Annotated in this window: 34 protein-coding genes; 31 read left to right on the top strand and 3 right to left on the bottom strand. The window is 48.7% G+C overall.

Annotated features, from left to right (window positions below; translation table 11 throughout):
- Positions 1–30 precede the first annotated feature (30 nt).
- The 29 genes from tuf to rplQ are packed head-to-tail and all read left to right on the top strand — an operon-like array spanning position 31 to position 14751.
- Positions 31–1224 (top strand): elongation factor Tu, encoded by a 1194-nt coding sequence (gene tuf, locus OXH16_23565; protein MCY3684386.1) that lies wholly within the window; start codon positions 31–33, stop codon positions 1222–1224.
- 20 nt (positions 1225–1244) lie between these two features.
- Positions 1245–1553: a 30S ribosomal protein S10 gene (gene rpsJ, locus OXH16_23560; GenBank protein MCY3684385.1), complete on the top strand. Its 309-nt coding sequence runs from the start codon at positions 1245–1247 to the stop codon at positions 1551–1553.
- A 2-nt stretch (positions 1554–1555) separates the two neighbouring features.
- On the top strand, positions 1556–2179 hold the full coding sequence (gene rplC, locus OXH16_23555; GenBank protein ID MCY3684384.1) for a 50S ribosomal protein L3: 624 nt from the start codon (positions 1556–1558) through the stop codon (positions 2177–2179).
- A gap of 17 nt (positions 2180–2196) precedes the next feature.
- The gene (gene rplD / locus OXH16_23550) at positions 2197–2829 is read left to right on the top strand and encodes a 50S ribosomal protein L4 (protein MCY3684383.1); all 633 of its coding nucleotides are present in this window, start codon (positions 2197–2199) and stop codon (positions 2827–2829) included.
- Complete coding sequence (rplW, locus tag OXH16_23545; GenBank protein ID MCY3684382.1) at positions 2826–3113, top strand: 50S ribosomal protein L23; 288 nt, start codon at positions 2826–2828, stop codon at positions 3111–3113. Before rplD ends, rplW begins: the two co-directional genes overlap by 4 nt.
- 3 nt (positions 3114–3116) lie before the next feature.
- The gene (gene rplB / locus OXH16_23540; protein MCY3684381.1) at positions 3117–3941 is read left to right on the top strand and encodes a 50S ribosomal protein L2; all 825 of its coding nucleotides are present in this window, start codon (positions 3117–3119) and stop codon (positions 3939–3941) included.
- A 16-nt stretch (positions 3942–3957) separates the two neighbouring features.
- Positions 3958–4248 carry a 30S ribosomal protein S19 gene (gene rpsS / locus OXH16_23535; protein ID MCY3684380.1) on the top strand — a complete coding sequence of 97 codons (291 nt, stop codon included), beginning with the start codon at positions 3958–3960 and terminating at the stop codon, positions 4246–4248.
- Positions 4249–4270: 22 nt separating this feature from the next.
- Entirely contained in the window at positions 4271–4612 is a 342-nt protein-coding gene (gene rplV / locus OXH16_23530; GenBank protein MCY3684379.1) for a 50S ribosomal protein L22, read from the top strand.
- A gap of 10 nt (positions 4613–4622) precedes the next feature.
- Positions 4623–5273: a 30S ribosomal protein S3 gene (gene rpsC / locus OXH16_23525; protein ID MCY3684378.1), complete on the top strand. Its 651-nt coding sequence runs from the start codon at positions 4623–4625 to the stop codon at positions 5271–5273.
- Positions 5274–5294: 21 nt separating this feature from the next.
- Positions 5295–5714: a 50S ribosomal protein L16 gene (gene rplP, locus OXH16_23520; GenBank protein ID MCY3684377.1), complete on the top strand. Its 420-nt coding sequence runs from the start codon at positions 5295–5297 to the stop codon at positions 5712–5714.
- On the top strand, positions 5711–5923 hold the full coding sequence (gene rpmC, locus OXH16_23515) for a 50S ribosomal protein L29 (GenBank protein ID MCY3684376.1): 213 nt from the start codon (positions 5711–5713) through the stop codon (positions 5921–5923). The genes rplP and rpmC overlap by 4 nt, the downstream gene beginning before the upstream one ends.
- A 20-nt stretch (positions 5924–5943) precedes the next feature.
- Positions 5944–6204 (top strand): 30S ribosomal protein S17, encoded by a 261-nt coding sequence (gene rpsQ / locus OXH16_23510; protein MCY3684375.1) that lies wholly within the window; start codon positions 5944–5946, stop codon positions 6202–6204.
- Positions 6205–6215: 11 nt separating this feature from the next.
- A complete protein-coding gene (gene rplN, locus OXH16_23505) occupies positions 6216–6584 on the top strand; it encodes a 50S ribosomal protein L14 (protein ID MCY3684374.1) in 369 nt (122 codons plus the stop codon).
- Positions 6585–6606: 22 nt separating this feature from the next.
- Positions 6607–6927, top strand: a complete 321-nt coding sequence (gene rplX, locus OXH16_23500; GenBank protein MCY3684373.1) for a 50S ribosomal protein L24 — start codon at positions 6607–6609, stop codon at positions 6925–6927.
- A 10-nt stretch (positions 6928–6937) separates the two neighbouring features.
- Positions 6938–7486, top strand: a complete 549-nt coding sequence (rplE, locus tag OXH16_23495) for a 50S ribosomal protein L5 (GenBank protein MCY3684372.1) — start codon at positions 6938–6940, stop codon at positions 7484–7486.
- Between the two features lie 31 nt (positions 7487–7517).
- Positions 7518–7703: a type Z 30S ribosomal protein S14 gene (locus tag OXH16_23490; GenBank protein ID MCY3684371.1), complete on the top strand. Its 186-nt coding sequence runs from the start codon at positions 7518–7520 to the stop codon at positions 7701–7703.
- 21 nt (positions 7704–7724) lie between these two features.
- The gene (gene rpsH / locus OXH16_23485; protein ID MCY3684370.1) at positions 7725–8117 is read left to right on the top strand and encodes a 30S ribosomal protein S8; all 393 of its coding nucleotides are present in this window, start codon (positions 7725–7727) and stop codon (positions 8115–8117) included.
- A 20-nt stretch (positions 8118–8137) separates the two neighbouring features.
- The gene (gene rplF / locus OXH16_23480; GenBank protein MCY3684369.1) at positions 8138–8704 is read left to right on the top strand and encodes a 50S ribosomal protein L6; all 567 of its coding nucleotides are present in this window, start codon (positions 8138–8140) and stop codon (positions 8702–8704) included.
- Positions 8705–8722: 18 nt separating this feature from the next.
- Complete coding sequence (rplR, locus tag OXH16_23475; GenBank protein ID MCY3684368.1) at positions 8723–9097, top strand: 50S ribosomal protein L18; 375 nt, start codon at positions 8723–8725, stop codon at positions 9095–9097.
- A 16-nt stretch (positions 9098–9113) separates the two neighbouring features.
- Complete coding sequence (gene rpsE / locus OXH16_23470) at positions 9114–9629, top strand: 30S ribosomal protein S5 (protein ID MCY3684367.1); 516 nt, start codon at positions 9114–9116, stop codon at positions 9627–9629.
- Between the two features lie 2 nt (positions 9630–9631).
- Positions 9632–9820, top strand: coding sequence for a 50S ribosomal protein L30 (rpmD, locus tag OXH16_23465; protein MCY3684366.1), 189 nt, complete (start codon positions 9632–9634; stop codon positions 9818–9820).
- A gap of 16 nt (positions 9821–9836) precedes the next feature.
- Complete coding sequence (gene rplO / locus OXH16_23460) at positions 9837–10283, top strand: 50S ribosomal protein L15 (GenBank protein ID MCY3684365.1); 447 nt, start codon at positions 9837–9839, stop codon at positions 10281–10283.
- Positions 10284–10305: 22 nt separating this feature from the next.
- Complete coding sequence (secY, locus tag OXH16_23455; protein MCY3684364.1) at positions 10306–11646, top strand: preprotein translocase subunit SecY; 1341 nt, start codon at positions 10306–10308, stop codon at positions 11644–11646.
- A gap of 27 nt (positions 11647–11673) precedes the next feature.
- Positions 11674–11790, top strand: coding sequence for a 50S ribosomal protein L36 (rpmJ, locus tag OXH16_23450; protein MCY3684363.1), 117 nt, complete (start codon positions 11674–11676; stop codon positions 11788–11790).
- 21 nt (positions 11791–11811) lie between these two features.
- Positions 11812–12186, top strand: a complete 375-nt coding sequence (gene rpsM / locus OXH16_23445) for a 30S ribosomal protein S13 (protein ID MCY3684362.1) — start codon at positions 11812–11814, stop codon at positions 12184–12186.
- A 31-nt stretch (positions 12187–12217) separates the two neighbouring features.
- On the top strand, positions 12218–12601 hold the full coding sequence (rpsK, locus tag OXH16_23440) for a 30S ribosomal protein S11 (protein ID MCY3684361.1): 384 nt from the start codon (positions 12218–12220) through the stop codon (positions 12599–12601).
- A 22-nt stretch (positions 12602–12623) separates the two neighbouring features.
- Entirely contained in the window at positions 12624–13253 is a 630-nt protein-coding gene (rpsD, locus tag OXH16_23435; protein ID MCY3684360.1) for a 30S ribosomal protein S4, read from the top strand.
- A gap of 26 nt (positions 13254–13279) precedes the next feature.
- Positions 13280–14296 carry a DNA-directed RNA polymerase subunit alpha gene (locus OXH16_23430; GenBank protein ID MCY3684359.1) on the top strand — a complete coding sequence of 339 codons (1017 nt, stop codon included), beginning with the start codon at positions 13280–13282 and terminating at the stop codon, positions 14294–14296.
- An 11-nt stretch (positions 14297–14307) separates the two neighbouring features.
- Entirely contained in the window at positions 14308–14751 is a 444-nt protein-coding gene (gene rplQ, locus OXH16_23425; protein MCY3684358.1) for a 50S ribosomal protein L17, read from the top strand.
- 109 nt (positions 14752–14860) lie between these two features.
- Here rplQ and greA read toward each other — a convergent pair whose 3' ends face one another.
- Positions 14861–15334, bottom strand: coding sequence for a transcription elongation factor GreA (greA, locus tag OXH16_23420; protein ID MCY3684357.1), 474 nt, complete (start codon positions 15332–15334; stop codon positions 14861–14863).
- Positions 15335–15565: 231 nt separating this feature from the next.
- Here greA and galT point away from each other — a divergent pair, with 231 nt between their 5' ends.
- A complete protein-coding gene (galT, locus tag OXH16_23415; protein MCY3684356.1) occupies positions 15566–17722 on the top strand; it encodes a galactose-1-phosphate uridylyltransferase in 2157 nt (718 codons plus the stop codon).
- Positions 17692–18894, top strand: coding sequence for a galactokinase (locus OXH16_23410; protein ID MCY3684355.1), 1203 nt, complete (start codon positions 17692–17694; stop codon positions 18892–18894). The genes galT and OXH16_23410 overlap by 31 nt, the downstream gene beginning before the upstream one ends.
- Before the next feature lie 35 nt (positions 18895–18929).
- On the opposite strand, the gene OXH16_23405 is transcribed toward OXH16_23410, so the two are convergent.
- On the bottom strand, positions 18930–21218 hold the full coding sequence (locus OXH16_23405) for a GWxTD domain-containing protein (protein MCY3684354.1): 2289 nt from the start codon (positions 21216–21218) through the stop codon (positions 18930–18932).
- A 39-nt stretch (positions 21219–21257) separates the two neighbouring features.
- A partial coding sequence (locus tag OXH16_23400) for a redoxin domain-containing protein (protein MCY3684353.1) occupies positions 21258–22456 on the bottom strand: 1199 nt, incomplete at its 5' end.

The raw sequence follows: 22456 nt of genomic DNA, 5'->3' as shown, positions 1-22456 counted from the left end.
AATTTCGTTCGATCTTTTTAGGAGGAAAACATGGCGAAGGAAAAATTTGAACGGGACAAACCCCATGTCAACATCGGCACAATCGGGCATGTCGATCACGGCAAAACCACGCTGACAGCCGCTATTACCAAGACGCTGGCAGCCAAGGGACTCGCCGATTTTATGCCCTTTGACGACATTGACAAAGCACCCGAAGAAAAAGAGCGTGGTATCACCATTAATACAGCTCATGTGGAGTACCAGACGGAAAATCGACACTATGCCCACGTAGATTGTCCCGGACATGCTGACTACGTAAAAAATATGATCACGGGTGCCGCGCAGATGGATGGCGCGATTCTGGTCGTTAGCGCTGCAGATGGCCCCATGATTCAGACCCGCGAGCATATCCTGCTTTCGCGTCAGGTCAATGTGCCTTCTATCGTGGTATTTATGAATAAGGTCGATATGGTCGATGATGAAGAATTGCTCGAACTCGTTGATTTGGAAGTCCGCGAGTTGCTGGATCAATACGATTTTCCCGGCGATGATGTGCCAGTGATCCAGGGATCCGCTCTCAAAGCTCTGGAGTCTGATGATCCCGATTCCGAAGATTGTGCCTGTATCTGGGAGTTGATGGAAGCCGTAGATGAAAATATTCCGGAGCCTGTGCGCGAGATAGATAAAGATTTTCTGATGCCAGTTGAGGACGTATTTACGATCACGGGACGCGGTACGGTAGGTACTGGACGCATTGAACGCGGCATAGTCAATGTCGGTGAGGAAGTTGAGATTGTGGGCATTCGCGAGAGTCGCAATACAACGGTTACGGGCGTGGAAATGTTCCGCAAACTGTTGGATGAGGGCAGGGCTGGTGACAATGTCGGTTTATTGCTCCGAGGTGTTGACAAAGATGAAATTGAACGCGGTATGGTGGTTGCCAAGCCAGGTTCTGTGACCCCCCATAAAAAGTTTAAAGGCGAGGTTTATGTGCTGACAGATAAAGAAGGTGGGCGCAGCAAACCTTTCTTTACGGGCTATCAACCCCAGTTCTATTTTCGCACAACGGATGTGACTGGCAAAGTCGAGTTGCCCGAGGGCGTAGAAATGGTGATGCCCGGCGATAATGTGACTATGTCTGTGGAACTGCTTACGCCAATTGCTATGGAGACCGAACTGCGATTTGCCGTGCGGGAAGGTGGTCGAACCATTGGCTCGGGTGTGATTACTGAAATTGTTGAATAAGCACAGTAAGGGGATGCCTCGTGCCTGCACAAAAAATTAGAATTAGACTAAAAGCATACAACCACAATGCATTGGATCGTTCTGCTGAAGAAATCGTTCGGACAGCAAAACGGACTGGGGCGCTTATTTCAGGTCCCATTCCTCTGCCGACGAGGCGCTCGCTCTATACTGTATTGCGATCTCCACATGTCGATAAAAAATCGCGCGAGCAGTTTGAGATGCGCGTACACAAAAGGTTGATTGACATTCACAATTCAACGCCCCAAACGGTAGATGCTCTGATGAAGCTGGACCTGCCTGCGGGTATAGATATTGAAATCAAGGTGTAGTCGTGCTGGGATTGATAGGAAAAAAAATCGGTATGACACAGGCATTTGATGACGCAGAAATGTTGACGCCTGTCACGGTTCTCGAAGTTGTTCCGTGTCCCATAGTGCAGATCAAAGATGGGGATTCGGATGGGTATATGGCATTGAGGGTTGGGTACGATGAGACTCAGTCCAAGCGGCTAAATCGCGCAGATCAGGGGATTTTCAAGAAGGCAGGGGTTAATCCTCATCGAGGCCTTGTGGAATTCCGAGTTGATGATATCTCCGAATATGCTATAGGCGAGACCCTTGATGTCAGCATGTTTGAGGCTGGCGAGGTTGTCGATGTTACGGCTCGATCAAAGGGTCGTGGATTCCAGGGGGGTGTCAAGCGTCACGGATTCCGAGGTGGCCCCAAAACCCATGGACAATCCGATAGACATCGCGCGCCAGGTTCAATAGGTCAAAGTTCAAGTCCTTCGCGGGTGTTTAAGGGAATGCGTATGGCAGGTCATATGGGGAATCAGAGGGTAACCGTTCGGGGCTTGAAGGTCCTGAGTGTAGATACCGGAAACAATTTGCTTCTCTTAAAAGGTGCCGTACCAGGAGGTAAAGGGGCTACGGTTGTTATTGAGAAACGCAACTGATTTGAGGTAAGGCGATTATGGCATCTGTTGGAGTTTGCAATCTCGAAGGCGAAGAAGTTGGGTCGATGGAGCTACCCGAAACAGTTTTTGGAGTTGAACCATCGGCTGACGCGATCTATTATGTCATTAAAGCGTATTTGACCAATCAGCGGCAAGGCAATGCCTCGACAAAAACCCGCTCAGAAGTCAATCGGTCAAAACGGAAGATGTACCGGCAAAAAGGTACGGGACGTGCCCGTAAGGGAACAGCTGGGTCGCCTATATTGATCGGTGGTGGGGTGGCTCACGGCCCCAGACCGAGATATTTTCGGGAACGGGTGCCCAAGAAAGTCAAAACGCTGGCCATACGCTCGGCATTTTCGCAAAAAGCACTCGGTGAATCCATATCTGTCCTGGAAGACTTTGAGCTTGAGGTGCCCAAAACAAAGCGAATGGCACAAATGACACAAATGTTTGAAATCCAGGGCCAAAAGATATTGCTGTTGACGGATGGTATCGCTGAAAATACCGTCAAATCTTGTCGGAATATCCCCAGGCTTTCCGTATTGCCCGTTTCGCAAGTTTCCACTTATGACGTGGTCAATGCAGATGTCCTGGTTCTCACACGCAGTGCAGTGTCTCGCATTCAAGCTTTGTGGGGTGCCTCGTGAAGAATTCTAAGCAGATTATCCGGCGTCCCGTTATTACAGAACGGGCTTCCAATTTGCAGGAAAATCACAACAAATATGTATTTGAAGTTCTCAAAGGTGCAAACAAAGTCGATATTCAGCGTGCAGTTGAAGCCATGTTCGATGTCGAAGTCATAAAGGTCAATACGAGTACAATGCACGGCAAGATCAAGCGGCTTGGACGGTTTCAGGGACGCCGTTCCAACTGGAAAAAGGCTGTTGTCACCCTTGCCGATGGACATATTATCGACTTTTTTGAAGGATAACTCATGCCCGTTAAGAAGTTTCGCCCAGTAACGCCTTCATTGCGATTTAAGACAGTCTCTTCTTTTGAAGAGATTACAAAAGGTTCGCCTGAAAAATCCCTTGTTGAACCCAACAAAAAATCTGGAGGACGCAATAATCGGGGGCGTATCACGAGCCGTCGTCGCGGTGGCGGACATCGGCGCAAGTATCGCCAAATTGATTTTAAGCGCGATAAAGCAGGTGTGCCTGCAATTGTGCATAGCATTGAGTACGATCCGAATCGATCGGCACGCATTGCACTCCTGCATTATGTCGATGGTGAAAAACGCTATATTCTGGCACCGATTGGTTTAAGTGTTGGCGATGAGGTTGCCTCAGGTGCAGATGCAGAGATCAGACCAGGTAATGCGCTTCCTCTGGCAAATATCCCTTTGGGGAGCAATGTACACAATGTTGAACTCAAGCCAGGAAAAGGCGGGCAGATGGGTCGCTCGGCAGGTGCTGAAATTCAGGTGATGGCTAAAGAAGGCAATTTTGCAACTCTCCGCCTGCCTTCTGGCGAACGTCGGTTAGTCCAGGTGTCGTGTTATGCGACCATTGGACAGGTTGGAAATTTAGAGCATGAAAATGTCGTTGTCGGAAAAGCAGGACGGACTCGCTGGTTGGGCAAACGTCCCAAAGTGCGTGGTGTTGCTATGAACCCAATTGATCATCCTCACGGTGGAGGAGAAGGTCGAGCAACGGGTGGCAGGCATCCGGTAACCCCCTGGGGACAACCCACAAAGGGATATAAAACGCGCAAAAAGAAAAATAAATCTGACCAAATGATCATTCAGAGACGCAAGTAATCAGGAGTATTATTTTATGGCACGGTCAATTAAAAAAGGGCCTTTTGTTGAGCCGAGTCTTATAAAAAAGATTGAGCAAATGAATAAAGCTGGTAATAAGCGGGTTATTCAGACGTGGGCGCGACGATCGACAATTGCGCCAGAGTTTGTGGGGCATACCCTTGCTGTACACAATGGAAATAAATTTATCCCCGTTTATATTACAGAAAACATGGTTGGACACAAACTCGGTGAATTTGCTCCTACGCGTACGCATCGGGGAGCGCGCGCGGGGCGATCTACTGAACGCGCCACTTCTTTACAGTGATATTTTGAGACGGGAATTTTAAATGGAAGCTCGGGCGGTATTGCGCTATTCAAGAATTTCACCGCGCAAGGTGCGACAGGTGGTTAATCTCGTGCGGGGTAAAGATGTGGAGGAAGCTTTCCACATTCTGCAATTTACACCCAAAAAGGCCGCGCGTATTGTAGAGCGGACCTTGCAATCCGCGGTTGCAAATGCGGTCAATCGCGAAGAAGAATCCGCAGTCGAAGAAGCGCTCTTTGTGAAAGAAGCGTTTGTAGATGGTGGCATTGCGTTAAAACGGTTGCGTCCTCAGCCGCGCGGTGCTGCCGGCATGATTCGCAAGCGATATAGCCACATCACGCTGGTTATTTCAGACGAGGAATAGGAGAATCACTTTGGGCCAGAAAACGCATCCAATCGGAGTGAGGTTAGGGATTGTCAAAGACTGGCGTTCCCGCTGGTTTGCCAATCGCGATTTTGCCAACCTGCTTCAAGAAGATCTCATGCTCAGGCGATATATTACGAGTCGTCTGCAGCGGGCAAGCGTTGCACAAATAGACATTGAGCGAGCGCCCAAGCGGGTGACAATTTCGATTCACACCGCTCGTCCAGGCATTGTAATTGGACGCAAAGGCGCAGAGGTCGATAAATTGCGGGACGAATTAAAACACCTGACAGGCAAAGAAATTTATATCAACATCAATGAAATTAAGCGACCTGAACTCAACGCCCAACTCGTCGCCGATAATATCTCCCGACAACTCGAGCAGCGCGTTTCATTTCGCCGTGCAATGAAAAAAGCCGTTGCATCAGCGGTGCGCATGGGGGCTGAAGGAATTAAAGTCGTGTGTGGGGGGCGCCTTGGCGGAGCGGAAATGTCTCGCGTTGAAAAATCAGAGCCTGCAGGACGCGTTCCACTCCACACTCTGCGCGCCGATATAGACTATGCCAGATCTACTGCTTATACAACTTCGGGTACTGTAGGGGTAAAAGTCTGGATCTGTCACGGAGAAAAGATGGGTCAAGACGCCCATCTGCCAACTTAAGTCGGGACAGGAGCGGCTATTATGTTAATGCCAAAACGGGTCAAATGGAGAAAGCAGCAGAGGGGACGTCGCAAAGGTACAGCCACTCGGGGAGCCACTATTTCTTTTGGCGAATACGGTTTGCAGGCTCTTGAACCAGGCTGGATTACCAACAGACAGATCGAAGCTGCCCGCGTGGCGATTACCAGATCATTGGGACGCGGTGGAAAAATTTGGATTCGCGTTTTTCCCGATAAACCCCTTACGGTTAAGCCCGCAGAGACCCGTATGGGCAAGGGCAAAGGCAATCCCGAATACTGGGTGGCAGTCATCAAACCCGGGCGGGTCATGTTTGAAATTGAGGGCGTGCCACGCGAAAGCGCGCAACGCGCGATCAAATTGGCCAGCCAGAAATTGCCCATTAAAGTCCGTTTTGTAGAGCGCGGAGGGCACGACGAATGAAACCGAGTGAAATTCGAGATCTAACAGCAAACGATGTAAGGGAAAGAATAGCTGAACAAGAGGACGAACTCGTGAATCTCCGCATTCTGTTGGCTACGCGCCAGCTCGATAATCCAATTGCATTTCGAGATGCATGCAAGGATCTCGCTCGGCTTAAAACCGTATTGCGCGAACACGAGTTAGGCATTCGAGAACTTCCCAATGCGTAATTTTTAAGGAGAATCGGTGTATGGTGGAAACTCGCAGGCACCGCAAAACACGTGTAGGGCTGGTGGTCAGTGACAAATCTAATAAAACAATAGTCGTTGAGGTACGGCGGCAGGTGCCACACCCCCTCTACGGAAAAGTTATGCAAAGACGTTCAAAATTGTCGGCGCACGATGAGAATAATGAAGCCAGAGCCGGTGATGAAGTGATGGTAGTGGAAACGCGACCTTTGAGCAAAACCAAGCGCTGGCGGTTGGTGGAAATTATAAAAAAGGCGCATTAGGTGGAGAGAACATGGTCCAGGAATATTCGGTATTGAATTGTGCAGATAACACAGGTGCCCGAAAGGTGATGTGCTTTCGCATTTTAGGAGGCACTAAGCGCAAGTATGCCAAACTCGGTGATACTGTTGTGGTTTCAGTTAAAGATGCACAGCCAAACAGTGGTGTAAAGCGCGGTGATGTTGCTCGTGCCGTGATCGTCCGTACAAAAAAAGAAACGCGAAGGGCCGATGGGTCCTATATTCGTTTTGATGACAACGCCGCTGTTTTGATCAGCGCGGAGGGAGAACCTCGCGGGACGCGCATATTTGGACCAGTGGCCCGCGAATTGCGCGAGAGACGATTTATGCGCATTGTATCTTTGGCGCCTGAAGTGATATAAAAAGAAAGGCAAGTGTATTGAGATGAGGATTCGCAAGGGTGATCAAGTTGAGGTGATAAGCGGGGTTTATACCGGTCAACGGGGACGGGTTTTACATGTATGGCCCAAGAAAGAACGCGTGCTGGTGGAAGGGATCAATAATGTCAAGCGCCATACGCGCCCCAATCCCAATAATCAGCAAGGCGGCATTGTGGAAAAGGAAGCCCCCTTGCATGTGTCCAATCTCATGATTGTCGATTCACAAACCGATGAGCGGACCAGGATTCGCATTCAGCGCCTCGAAGATGGGGCGCGTGTGCGGATTGCTCAAAAAAGTGGTGAGCAAATTCCAGAAGTTGAATAACGAGGACGACATGGCAACGCGATTACAAGAATACTATGAGAACGAAGTTGTGCCTGCGCTCATCCAAAAATTTGGGTATAAAAATCGCATGCAGGTGCCCAAATTGGAAAAGATTGTCTTAAATATGGGTGTTGGTGAAGCTGTTCTCAATGCCAAAGTCATTGAAAGTGCTGTTGAAGATATGACCCGCATTGCAGGACAGCGGCCCTCAATTCGCAGGGCGCGAAAAGCCGTTTCAAACTTTAAGCTACGACAGGGTGTACCCATTGGCTGTGCCGTCACTCTTCGCAGATCTCGTATGTACGAATTTCTCGATCGATTTTTCAATTTCTCTGTACCGCGTATTCGCGACTTTCGCGGCCTTTCAATGCGCTCATTTGATGGCCGGGGTAACTATACGATCGGTATTCAGGAACAGATTATTTTTCCCGAAATTGACTACGATCAAATCGACAAAATTCGCGGCCTTGATGTAACCCTGGTTACCACGGCCCCTACGGATGAAGAGGCTTTTGAACTGCTCAACAAAATGGGCATGCCGTTTCAAAATCAAGAATAAATAAAAGAATCAAGACGAGGTCAGATCTAATATGGCTAAAAAATCTATGATTGCCAAAGCAAAGCGCAAACAGAAATTTGCAGTCCGCCGTTATAATCGATGTCACAGATGCGGCAGGCCACGCGGTTATTTGCGCAAATTTGGTATTTGTCGTATATGTTTTCGCGAGTTGGCCCTCGCTGGTGAGATTCCCGGCGTGACAAAGGCCAGTTGGTAAATTGAGGGAGAAGCTCACATGATGACGGATCCGATTGCCGATATGTTGACGCGCGTGCGAAATGCATGTCGCGCCGGACATCGCAAGGTGGATATTCCGAGTTCCAGTATGAAGCGCGAGATTGCCCGCATCTTAACAGAGAGCGGCTTTGTTCACAATTATGCGTATATCGATGATAATCGACAGGGTTATTTACGCCTTTATCTCAAGTACAGTCCCGATGAGGAAAGCGTGATTCAAGGGCTGAAGCGCGAAAGTCGCCCCGGTCTGAGAAAATATGTGGGTAAAGACGAAATTCCTCGAATACTCAATGGATTGGGCGTCGCCATTTTATCGACATCAAAAGGTATTTTAACAGATCGAACCGCGCGTCGAGAAGGCGTTGGCGGCGAAGTTATTTGTAGCGTCTGGTAGAGGCATAGAAGGAGTGCATTGTGTCGAGAATAGGTCAACAGCCGATTGACGTTCCAGAGGGCGTCAATGTGAAAATTGGAGCAACAGAGGTGGATATAAAAGGTCCTAAAGGGGCTTTGCAGGTACCTTTACATTCGCTCACGAAAGTCGTGCAAGAGGGCGAATCCCTTTCTGTCACAGTGCAAGATCCCGAAGACCGGCATCACAAAGCTATTTGGGGCCTCACGCGTGCTTTGTTGGCAAATGCTGTTCAGGGCGTGTCGGCTGGTTTTGAGAAGCACCTCGTTGTCGTTGGCGTGGGGTATCGCGCGGAGATGAAAGGAAAAAATTTAGACATCAACGTGGGGTTCAGTCATCCGGTAATGGTTGAAGCTCCTCAGGGGATTGAATTTAGTATCGATGCGCCTCCTTCAGAGATCGAAAATTCCCAGGCGCTGGTTAAGATTAGCGGAGCCGATAAAGAACTCGTGGGACGCACTGCGGCGAATATTCGCAATATTCGGCCTCCCGAACCCTATAAGGGGAAAGGTATTCGCTATAGCGGCGAATATGTGCGGCGCAAGGCTGGCAAGGCAGCAGTGGCTTAAATTTTGAGGTTGTTCAATATGGCAGATAAGCAAATTAAAAAGATCAGGATGCACAGACGTCGTCAAATGCGCATTAGAAAGAGGCTTTTGGGAACGGCTGATCGCCCTCGTCTGACGATTTTCAGAAGTCTAAAACATATTCAGGCGCAATTGATTGATGATGTGAATGGATGTTCCATAATGGGCATATCCTCAAATGCCCCGCAGCTCAAAGATCAGTTGCAAACTCTTGAAGGCAAATGCGATAAAAGTCGTGAAGTGGGCAAAGCTTTGGCGGAGCGCGCGCAGGAAGCTGGAATCTCTCAGGTTGTTTTCGACCGCGCAGGTTATCTCTATCACGGTCGTGTCAAAGCATTGGCAGAAGGTGCACGCGAAGGTGGGTTGAAATTTTAATGTTAAGGAGTCGATTTTGAGCAGAATTGAAGCCACGGGTTTAGACCTGACGGAAATCGTCATCAACAATAGCATCAAACGGGTATCTCATGTTCGCAAAGGTGGACGACGTTTTGCTTTTAATGCTCTTTGTGTGATTGGTGACAAAAAAGGCATTGTTGGGATTGGAATGGGGAAAGCAGGCGAAGTTTCTGAAGCCATTCGCAAAGCTGCCGATGATGCCAAAAAGAATCTGGTGCGCGTGCCGGTCGTTGATGGAACATTGCCCCACGAAGTTATTGGACGGTTTGGCGCTTCTCGCGTTTTGCTCAAACCCGCCGCCCCCGGCACGGGAATTATCGCAGGAGGCGGTGTGCGTGCGGTTTTGGAACTGGCTGGCGTTCAAAATGTGCTGACGAAGTCATTGGGATCTCAAAATCCTCAGAATGCCGTTAAAGCCGCAATGGAAGGATTAACGCGGTTGAAAGACGCGAGAATGTTTGCCCTATTGCGAGGCATAGAAGAATCCGAATTGGTTTCTGTACGGGGGTAGTGATGGCCGATCAAAAAACACTGCGGATTACACAGACTCGCAGTGCAATCAAGCGGCAAAAAAAACAACAACGGACGCTGGATGCGTTGGGAATTCGCCGCATTCGGCATACTGTGGAACACGCTGATTCTCCCCAATTGCGCGGCATGCTGGCGGCTGTTGCACATCTGGTCAAAGTTGAAGAAACTTGAAACACGGGATGCGAGAATGAAACTTGGAAATCTCTCTCCGCCCCAAGGGGCAACTTTTAAAAAGAAGCGTTTGGGCATTGGTCCCGGCTCTGGAACAGGCAAGACTGCGGGTAAAGGGCACAAAGGGCAGCGGGCGCGTTCGGGATCCAAACGCAAAGTTGGGTTTGAAGGGGGACAAACACCCCTGCACCGGCGCTTGCCGAAAGTTGGGTTTAACAATCCTTTTCGGGTGACCTATCAGGTCGTAAACCTCGACGATTTGGCAAGCAGGGAGTTTTCGGGTGAGATTACTCCCGAAGTGCTCAAAGATGCGGGTTTGATTGCCTCTACAAAACGCCCTGTGAAAATTTTGGGGCGAGGCGAAATTTCTGTACCATTGCAGATTCGGGTTCAGGCAATATCAGCTGCAGCAGAAAAAAAAGTTCTTGCAGCTGGCGGAGATGTCGAGGCCAAAACCGGCTGAACTCGGCTGAGAGGAGGCGGTGTTGCTCGAGAGCGTCAAGAGCGTTTTTAAAATTCCGGAACTGCGATATAAGGTGTTATTTACGCTGGGGATTCTGGCGATATATCGCCTGGGGGGGCAGATTCCCATACCCGGAATAGATCGGGTTGCCCTGGGGGAATTTTTTGCAGGTACCAGCCAAACGATCTTTGGTCTCTACGACATGTTTGTAGGTGGGGCATTTACCCGTGCGACGGTATTTGCACTGGGTATTATGCCTTATATCAGTGCATCCATCATTTTTCAATTGATGGGTGCTGTCGTGCCATCTCTTCAAAAGTTGCAAAAAGAAGGTGAAGCGGGGCGAAAAAAGATCATTCAATATACGCGATATGGCACTGTTGCCCTGGCTGCGGCGCAGTCTCTGGGCGTGAGTTTTTTTCTGGAGAGCCTTCAGTCGCCAGCGACGGGGCTTTCGGTTGTGCTCTATCCCGGTTGGGGGTTCCGGCTGTTGACTGTATTGACAATTACTGCCGGAACCGTGTTAATTATGTGGTTGGGCGAACAGATTGATGCGCACGGTATTGGCAATGGGATGTCGCTACTCATTTTTATTGGCATTATTGCGGCATTGCCCTTTGTCGTGCGACAGGAATATCGGGATTTTGTGACCAATGACAAATCAATTTTGATTGAATTAGCTGTTTTAGTTATCGTTGTTGCATTGACCGCCCTGGTGGTGCTCATCACACAGGGCACGCGTAGAATTCCAGTACAATACGCCAAACGCGTCGTTGGACGGCGGGTATATGGCGGGCAAAGCACACATATACCACTCAAAGTCAATACTTCTGGCGTGATGCCTATTATTTTTGCTCAGGCCATTATGTTTTTACCTGCGACAATGGCTGGCTTTGCGCCTAATAATGAATTTATGCAAAATCTCGCGGCTGCTTTTACGCCGAGTATGTCCTGGGTGTCATTGCCCTACTGGTCGATTTACTCATTGCTGGTTATTTTCTTTGCTTACTTTTATACTGCAATTGTGTTTAATCCGATTGATCTCGCTGATAATATGAAACGGCAAGGCGGATTTATTCCCGGTGTCAGACCGGGCAAACGCACGTCGGACTTCATTGACCGAGTGCTTACGCGAATCAACATGCCAGGTGCGATTTTTTTAGCTGCAATAGCCGTTGGCCCATACTTTATTATTAATTCTATGGGGGTTCATCCGGGGCTCGAACAAGTGTTTGGCGGTACGGGTTTGTTGATTATGGTCGGTGTGGCACTTGACACTTTACAGCAGGTTGAATCGCATTTGCTGATGCGTCACTACGATGGGTTTATGAAAAAAGGCCGCATTCGAGGACGCCGAGCTTGATTTACTCAAAATGCTGGAGATTTTTTTATGAAAGTCCAATCATCAGTTCGCCGTCGTTGCAGTCACTGCAAGATCATTCGCCGACGCGGTGTTGTGCGCGTGATTTGCAAAGTCAATCCACGACACAAACAGCGACAGGGATAAATTCATAGGAGACGCAATCGCATGGCCCGAATAGCAGGTGTAGATATTCCCAGAGAAAAGCGCGTGGAAGTTGCGTTGACATATATTTTGGGCATTGGTTTGAGCACGTCACAAAAAATTTTGACACAGACGCAGATTTCGCCTGATACGCGCGTAGATGCTTTGACTGACGAGGAAGTCACCAAATTGCGCTCAGTGGTCGAAGGTGAGTACAAGGTTGAAGGAAACCTGCGAAGCGAAGTTGCAATGAACATCAAGCGACTGATGGATATTGGGTGCTATCGCGGTTTGCGCTGGCGTCGCGGGTTGCCGGTGAGAGGTCAGCGGACGCGCACCAATGCCAGGACGCGCAAGGGAAAGAAACCCGGTATTGGCAGTCGCAGACGAACCGTATAGATAAACGCAGGACAATCAAAGGAGGAGTCGTTTGGCAGTCAGAAGAGGAAGACGACGGAATAGACGCGTTGAAGCTCATGGCGTCGCACACGTCAATGCCAGTTTTAACAATACTATTGTCACTCTAAGTGACCGTGAAGGAAGAGTTATTTCCTGGTCATCAACGGGGAAAGTCGGGTTTAAGGGGTCGAGAAAAAGTACGCCCTATGCTGCTCAGTTGGCTGCCACTGATGCGGCGCGAGAAGCCATGGCAATGGGTTTGCGCCGGGTGGAAGTCTGGGTTAAAGGACCTGGCGTTGGGCGAGAAGCCGCTGTGCGGTCGCTGCAGGGCGCTGGATTGGAAATTTCAGCGATCAAAGATGTTACCCCAATTCCACACAATGGGTGTCGCCCTCCTAAGCGCCGCCGCGTTTAACACAGAAAACAGGAGTTATTGAATGGCGAGATACACTGGCCCAAGTTGTAAATTGTGTCGCCGAGAAGGCATGAAGTTGTTTCTTAAAGGTGCGCGATGTCATATGGACAAATGTTCATTTGACCGGCGCAGTTATGCGCCCGGCATGCATGGACAAAATATGCGTCGAAAGCCATCGGAATACGCACTTCAGCTTCGTGAAAAACAAAAAACAAAGCGTATCTACGGCGTGTTGGAAAAACAGTTTCGCACGTATTATTCAAAAGCCGCTCGCAGAAAGGGTGTGACGGGTGAGTTGCTTTTGCAGATGCTTGAATGTCGTCTGGACAACATGATATATCGCCTGGGTTTTGCGCCCTCTCGAAAATCAGCGCGGCAACTCGTGAGACATCGCCATATCGCTGTCAATGGACGAACCGTAGATATTCCTTCATTTCAGGTTTCGCCAGGAGATACTGTACAGGTACGGGAAAAGAGTCGCCAATTGCAACTCATTCACGATGCACTCAAGCGCACTGGTGATGCAGGTCAATCGGCCTGGTTTTCGGTAGATAAAGTGAATTTGAGCGGTACGCTTGTTGAATATCCAAAGCGAGATGATATACCAACGCCTGTTGAAGAGCAACTCATCGTTGAGCTTTATTCCAAGTAATGGACGCGCACCGGGAGCTTTTGTTTATGAACGCAAAAAATTTTCAAATGCCTCGATTTGTACAGATCGATGAAGAAAGCCTGAGTGATAATTACGGCCTGTTTAGTGTTCAGCCCCTTGAGCGCGGGTTTGGAGCTACGATTGGGAATGCACTGCGTCGCGTTTTGCTTTCCTCCATTGAGGGGGCTGCGATTAAGGCCGTGAAAATCGAAGGAATTCAGCACGAGTTTACCGTGGTTGAAGGCGTCGTTGAAGATGTGACTGAAATCGTTCTAAATCTCAAAGAAGTTTGCCTTCGTGTGCATACAGATGAGGACAAATTGCTATATGTAAAAAAAGAAGGTCCAGGCGAACTCAAGGCTGGCGATTTGCAAGTCGATGCCGATGTCGAAGTACTGAATCCCGATTTGCATATTGCGACACTCGACAAAGACGGTGTGCTCGACATAGAAGTCACCGTTGGAAAAGGTCGGGGCTATGTGCTGGCAGAAGCAAACAAGCAGATAGACCAGCCTATGGGGACCATTGTGTTGGATGCCGCTTTTTCCCCAATCCGAAAAGTGCATTATGAAATCGATAATGCGCGCGTGGGGCAGCAGACCGATTACGATAAACTTTCGTTGGCTGTTTGGACAAACAGCGTTGTGCGACCCGACGATGCGGTGGCTCATGCTGCGAGAATATTGAAAAATCATCTCGAGTTGTTTATCAACTTTGAAGAAGAGCCAGAAGAAGAATTGGAAGAAGTTGTCGATGAGGAAACTCGCCGCATTGCAACACTGCTCAAGATGCCTGTAGATGAACTGGAATTGTCGGTGCGGTCGGCAAATTGCTTAAAAGCTGCCAATATTATAACACTTGAGGATCTCGTTCAAAAAACGGAAAACGAAATGCTCAAATTCCGCAATTTTGGACGAAAATCGCTCAATGAATTGACAGCTATTCTCGAAAATTTGGGTATTGCCTTTGGCATTGATGTAAGCAAATATCAAGATGTCGCTTCCAAATCTGATCATATCTCGATTTTGGACGACGAATTTTAACGAGGAAACCAATGAGGCACGGGAAAAGGGGTAGAAAGCTGAATCGTACGGCGAGCCATAGAAAAGCCATGCTCAACAATATGGCTACGTCTCTGTTTGCTAACGGCAAGGTGCGTACTACACTGCCAAAGGCGAAAGAATTGCGCGGCGTGGCCGAACGGTTGATCTCTTTTGCCAAGCGTGGCGATTTGCATGCGCGGCGTCAAGTTTTGCGGCGTATTCAGAATAAGGTGGTGCTCACAAAGTTATTTGAAGAAATTGGTCCCTCATTTGCCGACCGAGGTGGCGGATATACGCGTATTCTCAAGCTCGGTTCCAGGCGAGGTGATAGCACCGAATTGTGTTTGATTGAGCTGGTGGCCGATGACGCAATAACCGAATCCAATGTTGAGGAAACCGAGTCTGACGATTCTACTGAAGAAGAGGAAGTTGTAGAGGAAAAGAAAGACGCTTAAGCGTGTCTATGCATTGTTTAAAGGGCAAACCGACATCTGTCGATTTGCCCTTTTTTATTTTTTAAAAAAAGCGACACTGATAATGTCGCCTTTTGGTTTTATGAAAAATTCAGTCTCTTGAGATATCGAGAATCTCATAAGTGAGTAGGCCGACGGGCACTTGCACATCGACGACCTCGCCAACGCCTTTACCCAACAGAGCTTTGCCAATGGGAGATGCTGTCGATATTTTATTCTGGTCAAAATCGGCTTCATCTACGGTGACCAGTGTGTACTGCATTTCTCTACCATTTTTTTTGTCCTGTAATTTGACCGTCGCGCCCAGATAGGCTTTGTCTTTGGGGATTTGGCTTTCGTCGATAATTTCCGAATTCGTGAGTTTTTCCTGCAATTCGGCAATTTTCTTTTCGAGAAATGCCTGCCGCTCTTTGGCTGCATGGTATTCAGCGTTTTCGCTCAGGTCGCCAAACTCGCGCGCCTTTTTTATGGCTGCAATGACAGTTGGTCGCTCTTTGGTTTGCAGACGGATCAACTCTGTTCGAATTTTCTCATACCCATTTTTGGTCAGGTAAACGCGATTCATAATAATATTCCCATGAAATGAAAAATCTATCTCGGAAGCCAATAGTGGAGTTTCGAGATAGACTTTTTTACACACATAACAGTGTATTGTCTATATATACAAAAAGTAAGACGTTTATGGTGAGATGTCAAGCTCAAAACAAATACGAGGTATGAAAATAGTTCGGTTCTGTTTGTGTGATGTGTATATTTAATTTGTGCGGATTGATAATCACAGATCAGAGGAGCTGGTATGATGGACGCTGTTTTGGTGACAGGCGGAGCGGGCTATGTTGGCAGTCACACGGTTCGGCGTCTGTTGGAAGATCATCGCCGGGTTGTGGTGTTGGATGACCTGTCAACGGGACACCGGGAAGTTGTCACCTTGTTTGAACGGGTGTATGGGCCGGAGCAATTTTGTTTCGAGTATGTCAATCTGCTCGATCACAGCGCTCTGGCCTCTGTTTTTGAGAGACACAATTTTTGCGGCATTATCGATTTTGCCGCCAGGACGCTGGTGGGAGAATCCCAGGAGAAGCCGTACAGGTATTTTGAGAATAATGTGATTGCTTTTCAGAATTTGTTGGATGCAGGTAAAGGATTGCCCGTTGTGAAATCATCTACGGCGGCGACGTATGGCGAACCCCGCGCAGAACACATTCCACTGAAGGAAAATTATCAGCGGAAGTGTATCGCGGATGGTGGTTTTGAGAAAAGCCAGTTGATGCCCGCTGCGGTGGATTTTGAGACGCTTTTGAGGTGGTATGAAAAACACATCGCTTTCGAACTTTGTGAAGAAGATATCGCCTTGCTAAAAATCCCTGCGAATGTCTATGGCATTACTAAAATGATGGATGAACGCATGTTGCTCCATGTCGAGCGAGAGGCTGGTGGAAGATATGTTGTTCTCCGTTATTTTAATGCCGCAGGTGCCGATTCTTCGCGGTTAATCGGCGAAGATCACGATCCCGAGACGCATTTGGTCCCCCTTGTTTTGCAAGTGGCTTTGGGGCAGCGCGAGAAGATAACCGTATTTGGCGATGATTATGCAACCCCTGATGGCACGGCTGTGCGAGATTATATTTCTGTGGTGGAATTGGCCGATGCACATATTAAGAGCCTGGATATGTTACTGGCAGGGGGACAGTCTGCGACGTACAATCTCGGCAGGGGGAAGGGCGTGAGCGTGAAAGAGATTTTGGAGGTTGTACGCGAGGTGACAGGTCATGAGATTCCCGAAGCGATTGGACCGCGGCGAAGCGGCGATCCCGCAACGCTGATTGCCGATGCGAGTTGCATTCAGCGCGATATGGAATGGGTTGCGAGAGAGACACTACATGAGACGCTGGAATCTGCCTGGCACTGGCATCGGCTTCATCCCAATGGGTATCGGGTTGTGCAGGAGGAGCGATTCAATCCTTTTTGGAATCGGTGGGTCAACATCGCAGCCCATCGCGCAGACAGGCCATGGCGTGGAGAAACGCAGCTTATAGAGAGGGCAGATGATAAGGCTTATGATCCCGAATGCTATCTCTGTCCTGGAAATACACGGGCGGCAGGCGATGTAAATCCCGATTACAAAGGGGTGTGGACATTTGAGAACGATTTTTCCACGCTGGTATTGGACGCCTATCAAACGCAGGCGCAGTTGGGACCCTATCTCTCTCGCACATCTCGGGGTGTGTGTGAGGTTGTGGTCTATGCGCCCAATCACGCCCAGCGTTTGTCCACGCTGCCCGTAGATGCGCTCGTTCAGGTGATTGACGCCTGGGCAGAGATTTATGATCGGTTGGGAAAGGTACCTGAGATTGTGTATCCGCTCATTTTTGAGAATTCGGGCACAGTGATGGGCAATTCTCAACCGCATCCGCACGGACAGGTTTATGCGTATTGCGAGATTCCCGATTTGATGGTGAAACCGCAATTGTCTATGTTTGAATCCCACCGCAAGAAAACGGGACACTGTTTTGTGTGCGATGCCAGTCGCGTCGAAACTGGGGATGGACGGCGAATTCTCTTTGATCGCCCCCATGTGTTGGCTTATGTTCCGTTTGCCGCACAATTTCCCTACGATGTGATCATTGTGCCGAAGGCACACGCTGCGAGTTTGCTGGATTTGGATTGGGAAGAACGGCGCGATCTGGCTGCGGGATTGCGCGATATTCTCAGCGGGTTAGACGGGTTGTTTGCCGCGCCGTATCACTACACTCTGGCGTTGATGCAAGCTCCGACAGATGGCGTGGATCGCGATTATCACATGCAAATTCACATTACGTCGCTTTTGCGGGGACCTGGTTTGCGGAAACATGTGGTGGGAGCGGATATTTTTGGCAATCTCATCAATCCCTCAGATCCGGATATGACGGCAGAGGAGATCCGATGGGCGATGCGGAAAGTCGAGAAGAGGTAATTTCAATGTTGCATCCTATTATCACACAGGCGCAAGACGCATTTGAATCGTTTTTTGAGGATCAGGCAGATGTCGTTGTGCAGGCGCCTGGGCGCGTCAATTTGATTGGGGAACACACGGATTACAATGCGGGCTTTGTATTTCCCGCAGCGATTGACCGCTGGGTGGTTGTTGCTGTGCGGTCGAGGGTTGATTCGCGGGTGCGGATTTACTCGGCGATGCACGAGGAGGTGGCTGAGTTCCGGGTTGATGATGTATTGGAGGCACAGGGCAATTGGGCGGATTATCCAAAGGGCGTGGTGCGCGAGTTTCAAAAGCTCGGGTATTCGCTGTGTGGTTTTGATGCGGCGATTGTGGGCAATGTGCCTATGGGAGCGGGATTGAGCAGTTCGGCTGCTGTGGAGATGGCGGTGGGGAAGGGGATCGTTGTGTTAAACCGCATTGAAATCAGTGGACCTGATCTGGCTCTTTTGGGACAGCGTGCTGAGAATCATTTTGTGGGTGTCAATTGCGGGATCATGGATCAGTTTATTTCGGCAAATGGCCGGGCAGGTCACGCGCTGTTTCTCGATTGCCGCGATCTCTCGTTTGAACTTGTCCCTCTTTTTGGCGATGATGTGCAGATTGTGATTTGCAACTCGGGCGTGACGCGCGGGCTGACAGATTCGGCATATAATGATCGGCGGTCTGCGTGTGAAAGTGGGGTTTCGCTTCTCGCACGGGCGATGGAGGCGGATATACGGGCACTGCGCGATGTGTCGATGGAGGTGTTGGATACTTACGGTGGTGTGCTGTCGGATACAGTGCTGAAGCGGTGCCGCCATGTGATAGCTGAAAATGAACGCACGCAGCGTGCAGTTGTATTGCTCAAGAATGGGGATTTGTCGGGGTTTGGACAGTTGATGGTCGCATCTCACGAGAGTTTGCGAGATGATTACGAGGTGAGTGGCAAAGAACTCGATCTGCTGGTGGAAATTGCTCTAAGTGTGCCCGGGGTGCTCGGTGCTCGGATGACTGGCGCAGGCTTTGGAGGATGTACTGTGAATATCGTTGAACGAGACGCTGTGCCAGCACTGAGAGATGCGATAAATGAGCGGTATCCCGAAACAACGGGTTTGACGCCTGAGATTTACGTTTGTTCAGCGGTCAATGGGGCAGAGTTGGTGGAGTGAAGGTCAGTATATAATTCGAGAGTAGTATCCGCTCTTTACTCTACAATACGAAAATATACGTATTTTCTATCCGTCTGATCCGTCTGTTTATCCTTTGCCAATACCGTCAATTGATAAATCCCCGCAGGTACCTGGTTCACATCAATCTGCAAATACGTGAAATCATTCTCTCGATTGCCTTCGTAATTCGCTGTCACTGTACGCGTCAAATCGCCTTCTTTTAATCGCTTGATCTTCAAGCCTTCGGCAGCGATGTGATGGACTTGCCCCCCGCTCGTATAAACCTTTGTCTCGCCCCATATATCGCTATCGGCGAATACGTTGCCGATCCCATCTCTATCCTCTGACCGCCCGGTCTGCAATCCCTGAGCTTCTGCTGTTTGTCCGCTTCTCAGATCTATCTCTGTTTTTCCCATTGTAGAAATCAGACTGTGAGAGGCGAATAAGGTCGGAGACAGGGTATCCTTCTCTGGCTTGCCGATGGTGTAGGAGATCTCATACTGCGTACTACCAAAATCGTCGCGCTTGAGATCGTACAGTTCCAGATAGATGAAGACCGATTCAGATGGTGAAAATGTACGGACAGGATTGGGCGTGATGATCAGATCATCGCGGCTTTCTGGCAATGCTTTCTTCGCTTGAATATCGCTGCCGACGAGCAGATCGCTCAGATGGAAGGTCTCCTGGTTATATACGAAGGTTTTCTCATCGCGTGCCACACCAATGAGACCGGATGTTTGATCCATAAATTCTATAGAAAAATGATAGCTGTCCTGGCGTACAGATACCGTGCGCGAGATCAACAGATGATCGTTGCGATGTTGTGCTGCGGCGTTTTGTACCGGCTTCGGCTTCGGCAAGGTGAGGGTCTTGAACTTGCGATAGTTATACATATCGCTCCACTGCTGATCAAAGAAGAAGACGCCGTCCCAAAAACTCACCTTACTCGTTTCTGGATTTTCTGTTAATTGGTTTTTGGGAATCATATAGCTGAGTTCGACGCGCATCCTATTTTGCTCTTCAAAGGTAGCGATCTGATAGGGGAGGGTATATTTGCGATTGAGGTAAGGATCGACAAAGCGTTGGGCTGTTTTTTTAAAGGTATGATGCGAGGCTTCGTCGAAGTAGTCCGGGTAATAACGGGAACCAAGTTGTCCTATCTCAAATCCACCACAGAAGCTCCAGCGATCACTGCCATTCCCACAATATTCGATCTTAAATGTTTCGTAATACCAGGTTTCCATCATTCTGTGAAATGCCCTATACGGGTCACTGCCTACAGAAAAGAAAAAGGTTTTTCTTTTTCTATATCTTCCAAATTTTATATAGGTCTTCCCCATATCCGTCCGCCAGCCCTCAACATCATCGGAAAACCGCCTGAATCGCAAATTCGCATACGCCATACGACCAAAGTGCGCCATCTTTCTTTCGTTAAAATCAGACAAATAGAGCGGGTCCTGGCGCTTCCAAAACATCTCGCGTTTCAAGAGCGTATCAATCGTCTGTGTCGCGCGGGATGCCTGCTCTTTTTCGGTCACAAGCAGGTCGATAGAGTCCAGCAACTCGCGTTCTTCTATACTCATCAAGTCAAGGGCGCGTTGATAGTATTCATGTGAGTCATCGAATTCGCCAATCTGATAGGCGGCAAGGCCGCAGAATAACAGCGCATTTTTATTATCTGGATATTGCGCGTGCAGGGCTTGCATCAGGGCATGGAAGGCATCCCAGTATTTATCTTCAAAGTAGAGTATGCCCAACAAATAATAGGGTTGATGGTTGGTTCCATCCAATTGGATGCTTTTTCGCAGGATCTGAATAGCTTCTTGTTTGGCTTCCTGAGCAAATCCCCTGAAATCCCGGGTTTGGGTATTATCTTTTACTCTGAGAAACTCATATACCCAGAACATACCCAACCCATTGAGGACATCTGTATTGTCGGGATGCTTTTTGATCACGCCCTTGAATTGGTGGAATGCGCGTGACCGAAAGCCTTGATGCCACAAAATTTTTCCGCGTGTTAACCGATACTCAATATTGTCGGGGTCACTTGCGATTGCCTGCTGTATCATCCGCATTGCGCGCTGTCGGCTGTTTACGCTGTGGTCCAATAGATGTAGTTTGGCCAATTCGTTGTATGCAGGTGCATACTTTTTGTCTTTGGAAATAATCTCCTCCAAAGCCACAATGCTTTCTCGATGGCTCACCTGACCGACTTGCTCTATTGCATTCTGAAACAGTGCGTCTATTGTGGTTTCCCCGTTGGACAAGCCAGAACTAAATAGGCAGGCCAAAGCAATCAGTCCAATGCGAATTGTGAATCGCATTCTTCTCCCTTTCAAATGATCATCAACGACATAAAAAGTTTATCGCGAATTTCCATCAGCCGTCTGTAGATCAGTGGCTAATAACGCCCTCACAGCCGCTTCCGTGCGAGTTCCACGCAGCTTTAGCGCGTTGATGACGCCATTTTTATCTATCAGAAATACCGATGGGATGCCCCATACACCGTAGGATTTTGTAATCGTCCGCGCTTTTTCTTTTTCAAATACCTGAACATAGCTCAGTTTTTCTCGTTTTACAAAATCTCGTAATGCCTTCTCTTCGCGATCCAAACTGATGCCCACGACTTCCAATCCTTGATTGCGATAGGTTTCGGCAATTCTTTTGATCGTCGGAATTTCATCGACGCACGGTGCACACCACGTTGCCCAAAAGTCAATCAACACAGCTTTTTTGCCCCGGTAATCTGCGAGTCGAAATGTTGACCCATCCAGCCGTTTGGCTTCAAATTCAGGGGCTATGTCTCCCAGGCTCAGGGTCGGGCGTTCCTCCATTTTTAGTTCGGTTAGATAACGCAATTCTTTTTTGTTCATCAGATCAAGTGTATCGACTTTGCTCCAGCGTTTTCCTGATCTAGGATTACTAAAGAAACGGATTTCAATCCGCGCAGAAGGCAGATTGCGCAATTCAAACCGTCCCTCTTTGTCTGTTTGAGTACCGCCTGTTGAAATCGTTTTTTGGGGATCATCAGCCAACACACGGCTATTTACATAAACCCCTGAAACAGGCTGCCCTTTATAAGTCGCAACACCAGTGATTCGCGCATCGCCCAGGGGTTCAAAGTTCAGCGTCACATCTCGGTCTTCAATTACCAGCCTCCGAGATTGAATAGTGCGATATATGATGACCCTTCGCTCTCCCATTTCCAATTCTTCGGATGCCCTGATCGAAATTATATATTCCCCCGGCTCAAGGTCGTCGAAGCGATATGCGCCAGTAGCATCTATAAAATCCCTTTTGGACCGAGCAGGTCCACTTGTAGATGGGCGTTTGGTGGAAATTATGCTGATTTCCAGCCCTTCTACAGAACCCTCGTTTAAAGACATCACGCCTGAAACTGAATACAAACGCAAACGCTCTACGCGGATATCTATCACATCATCGGCTGGTATAATCTCTTGATTCACAATTCTGATCTCGGGATGATTCACCCATATGTGACCACCCGCTACGTCATTTAGAGTGAACAGACCCGATACATCGGTGTACGTATTGCGCTGAA

The sequence above is a fragment of the Gemmatimonadota bacterium genome (assembly GCA_026705765.1).
Lineage (GTDB): Bacteria > Latescibacterota > UBA2968 > UBA2968 > UBA2968 > VXRD01.
This window is presented reverse-complemented; position numbering and strand designations above follow the sequence as displayed.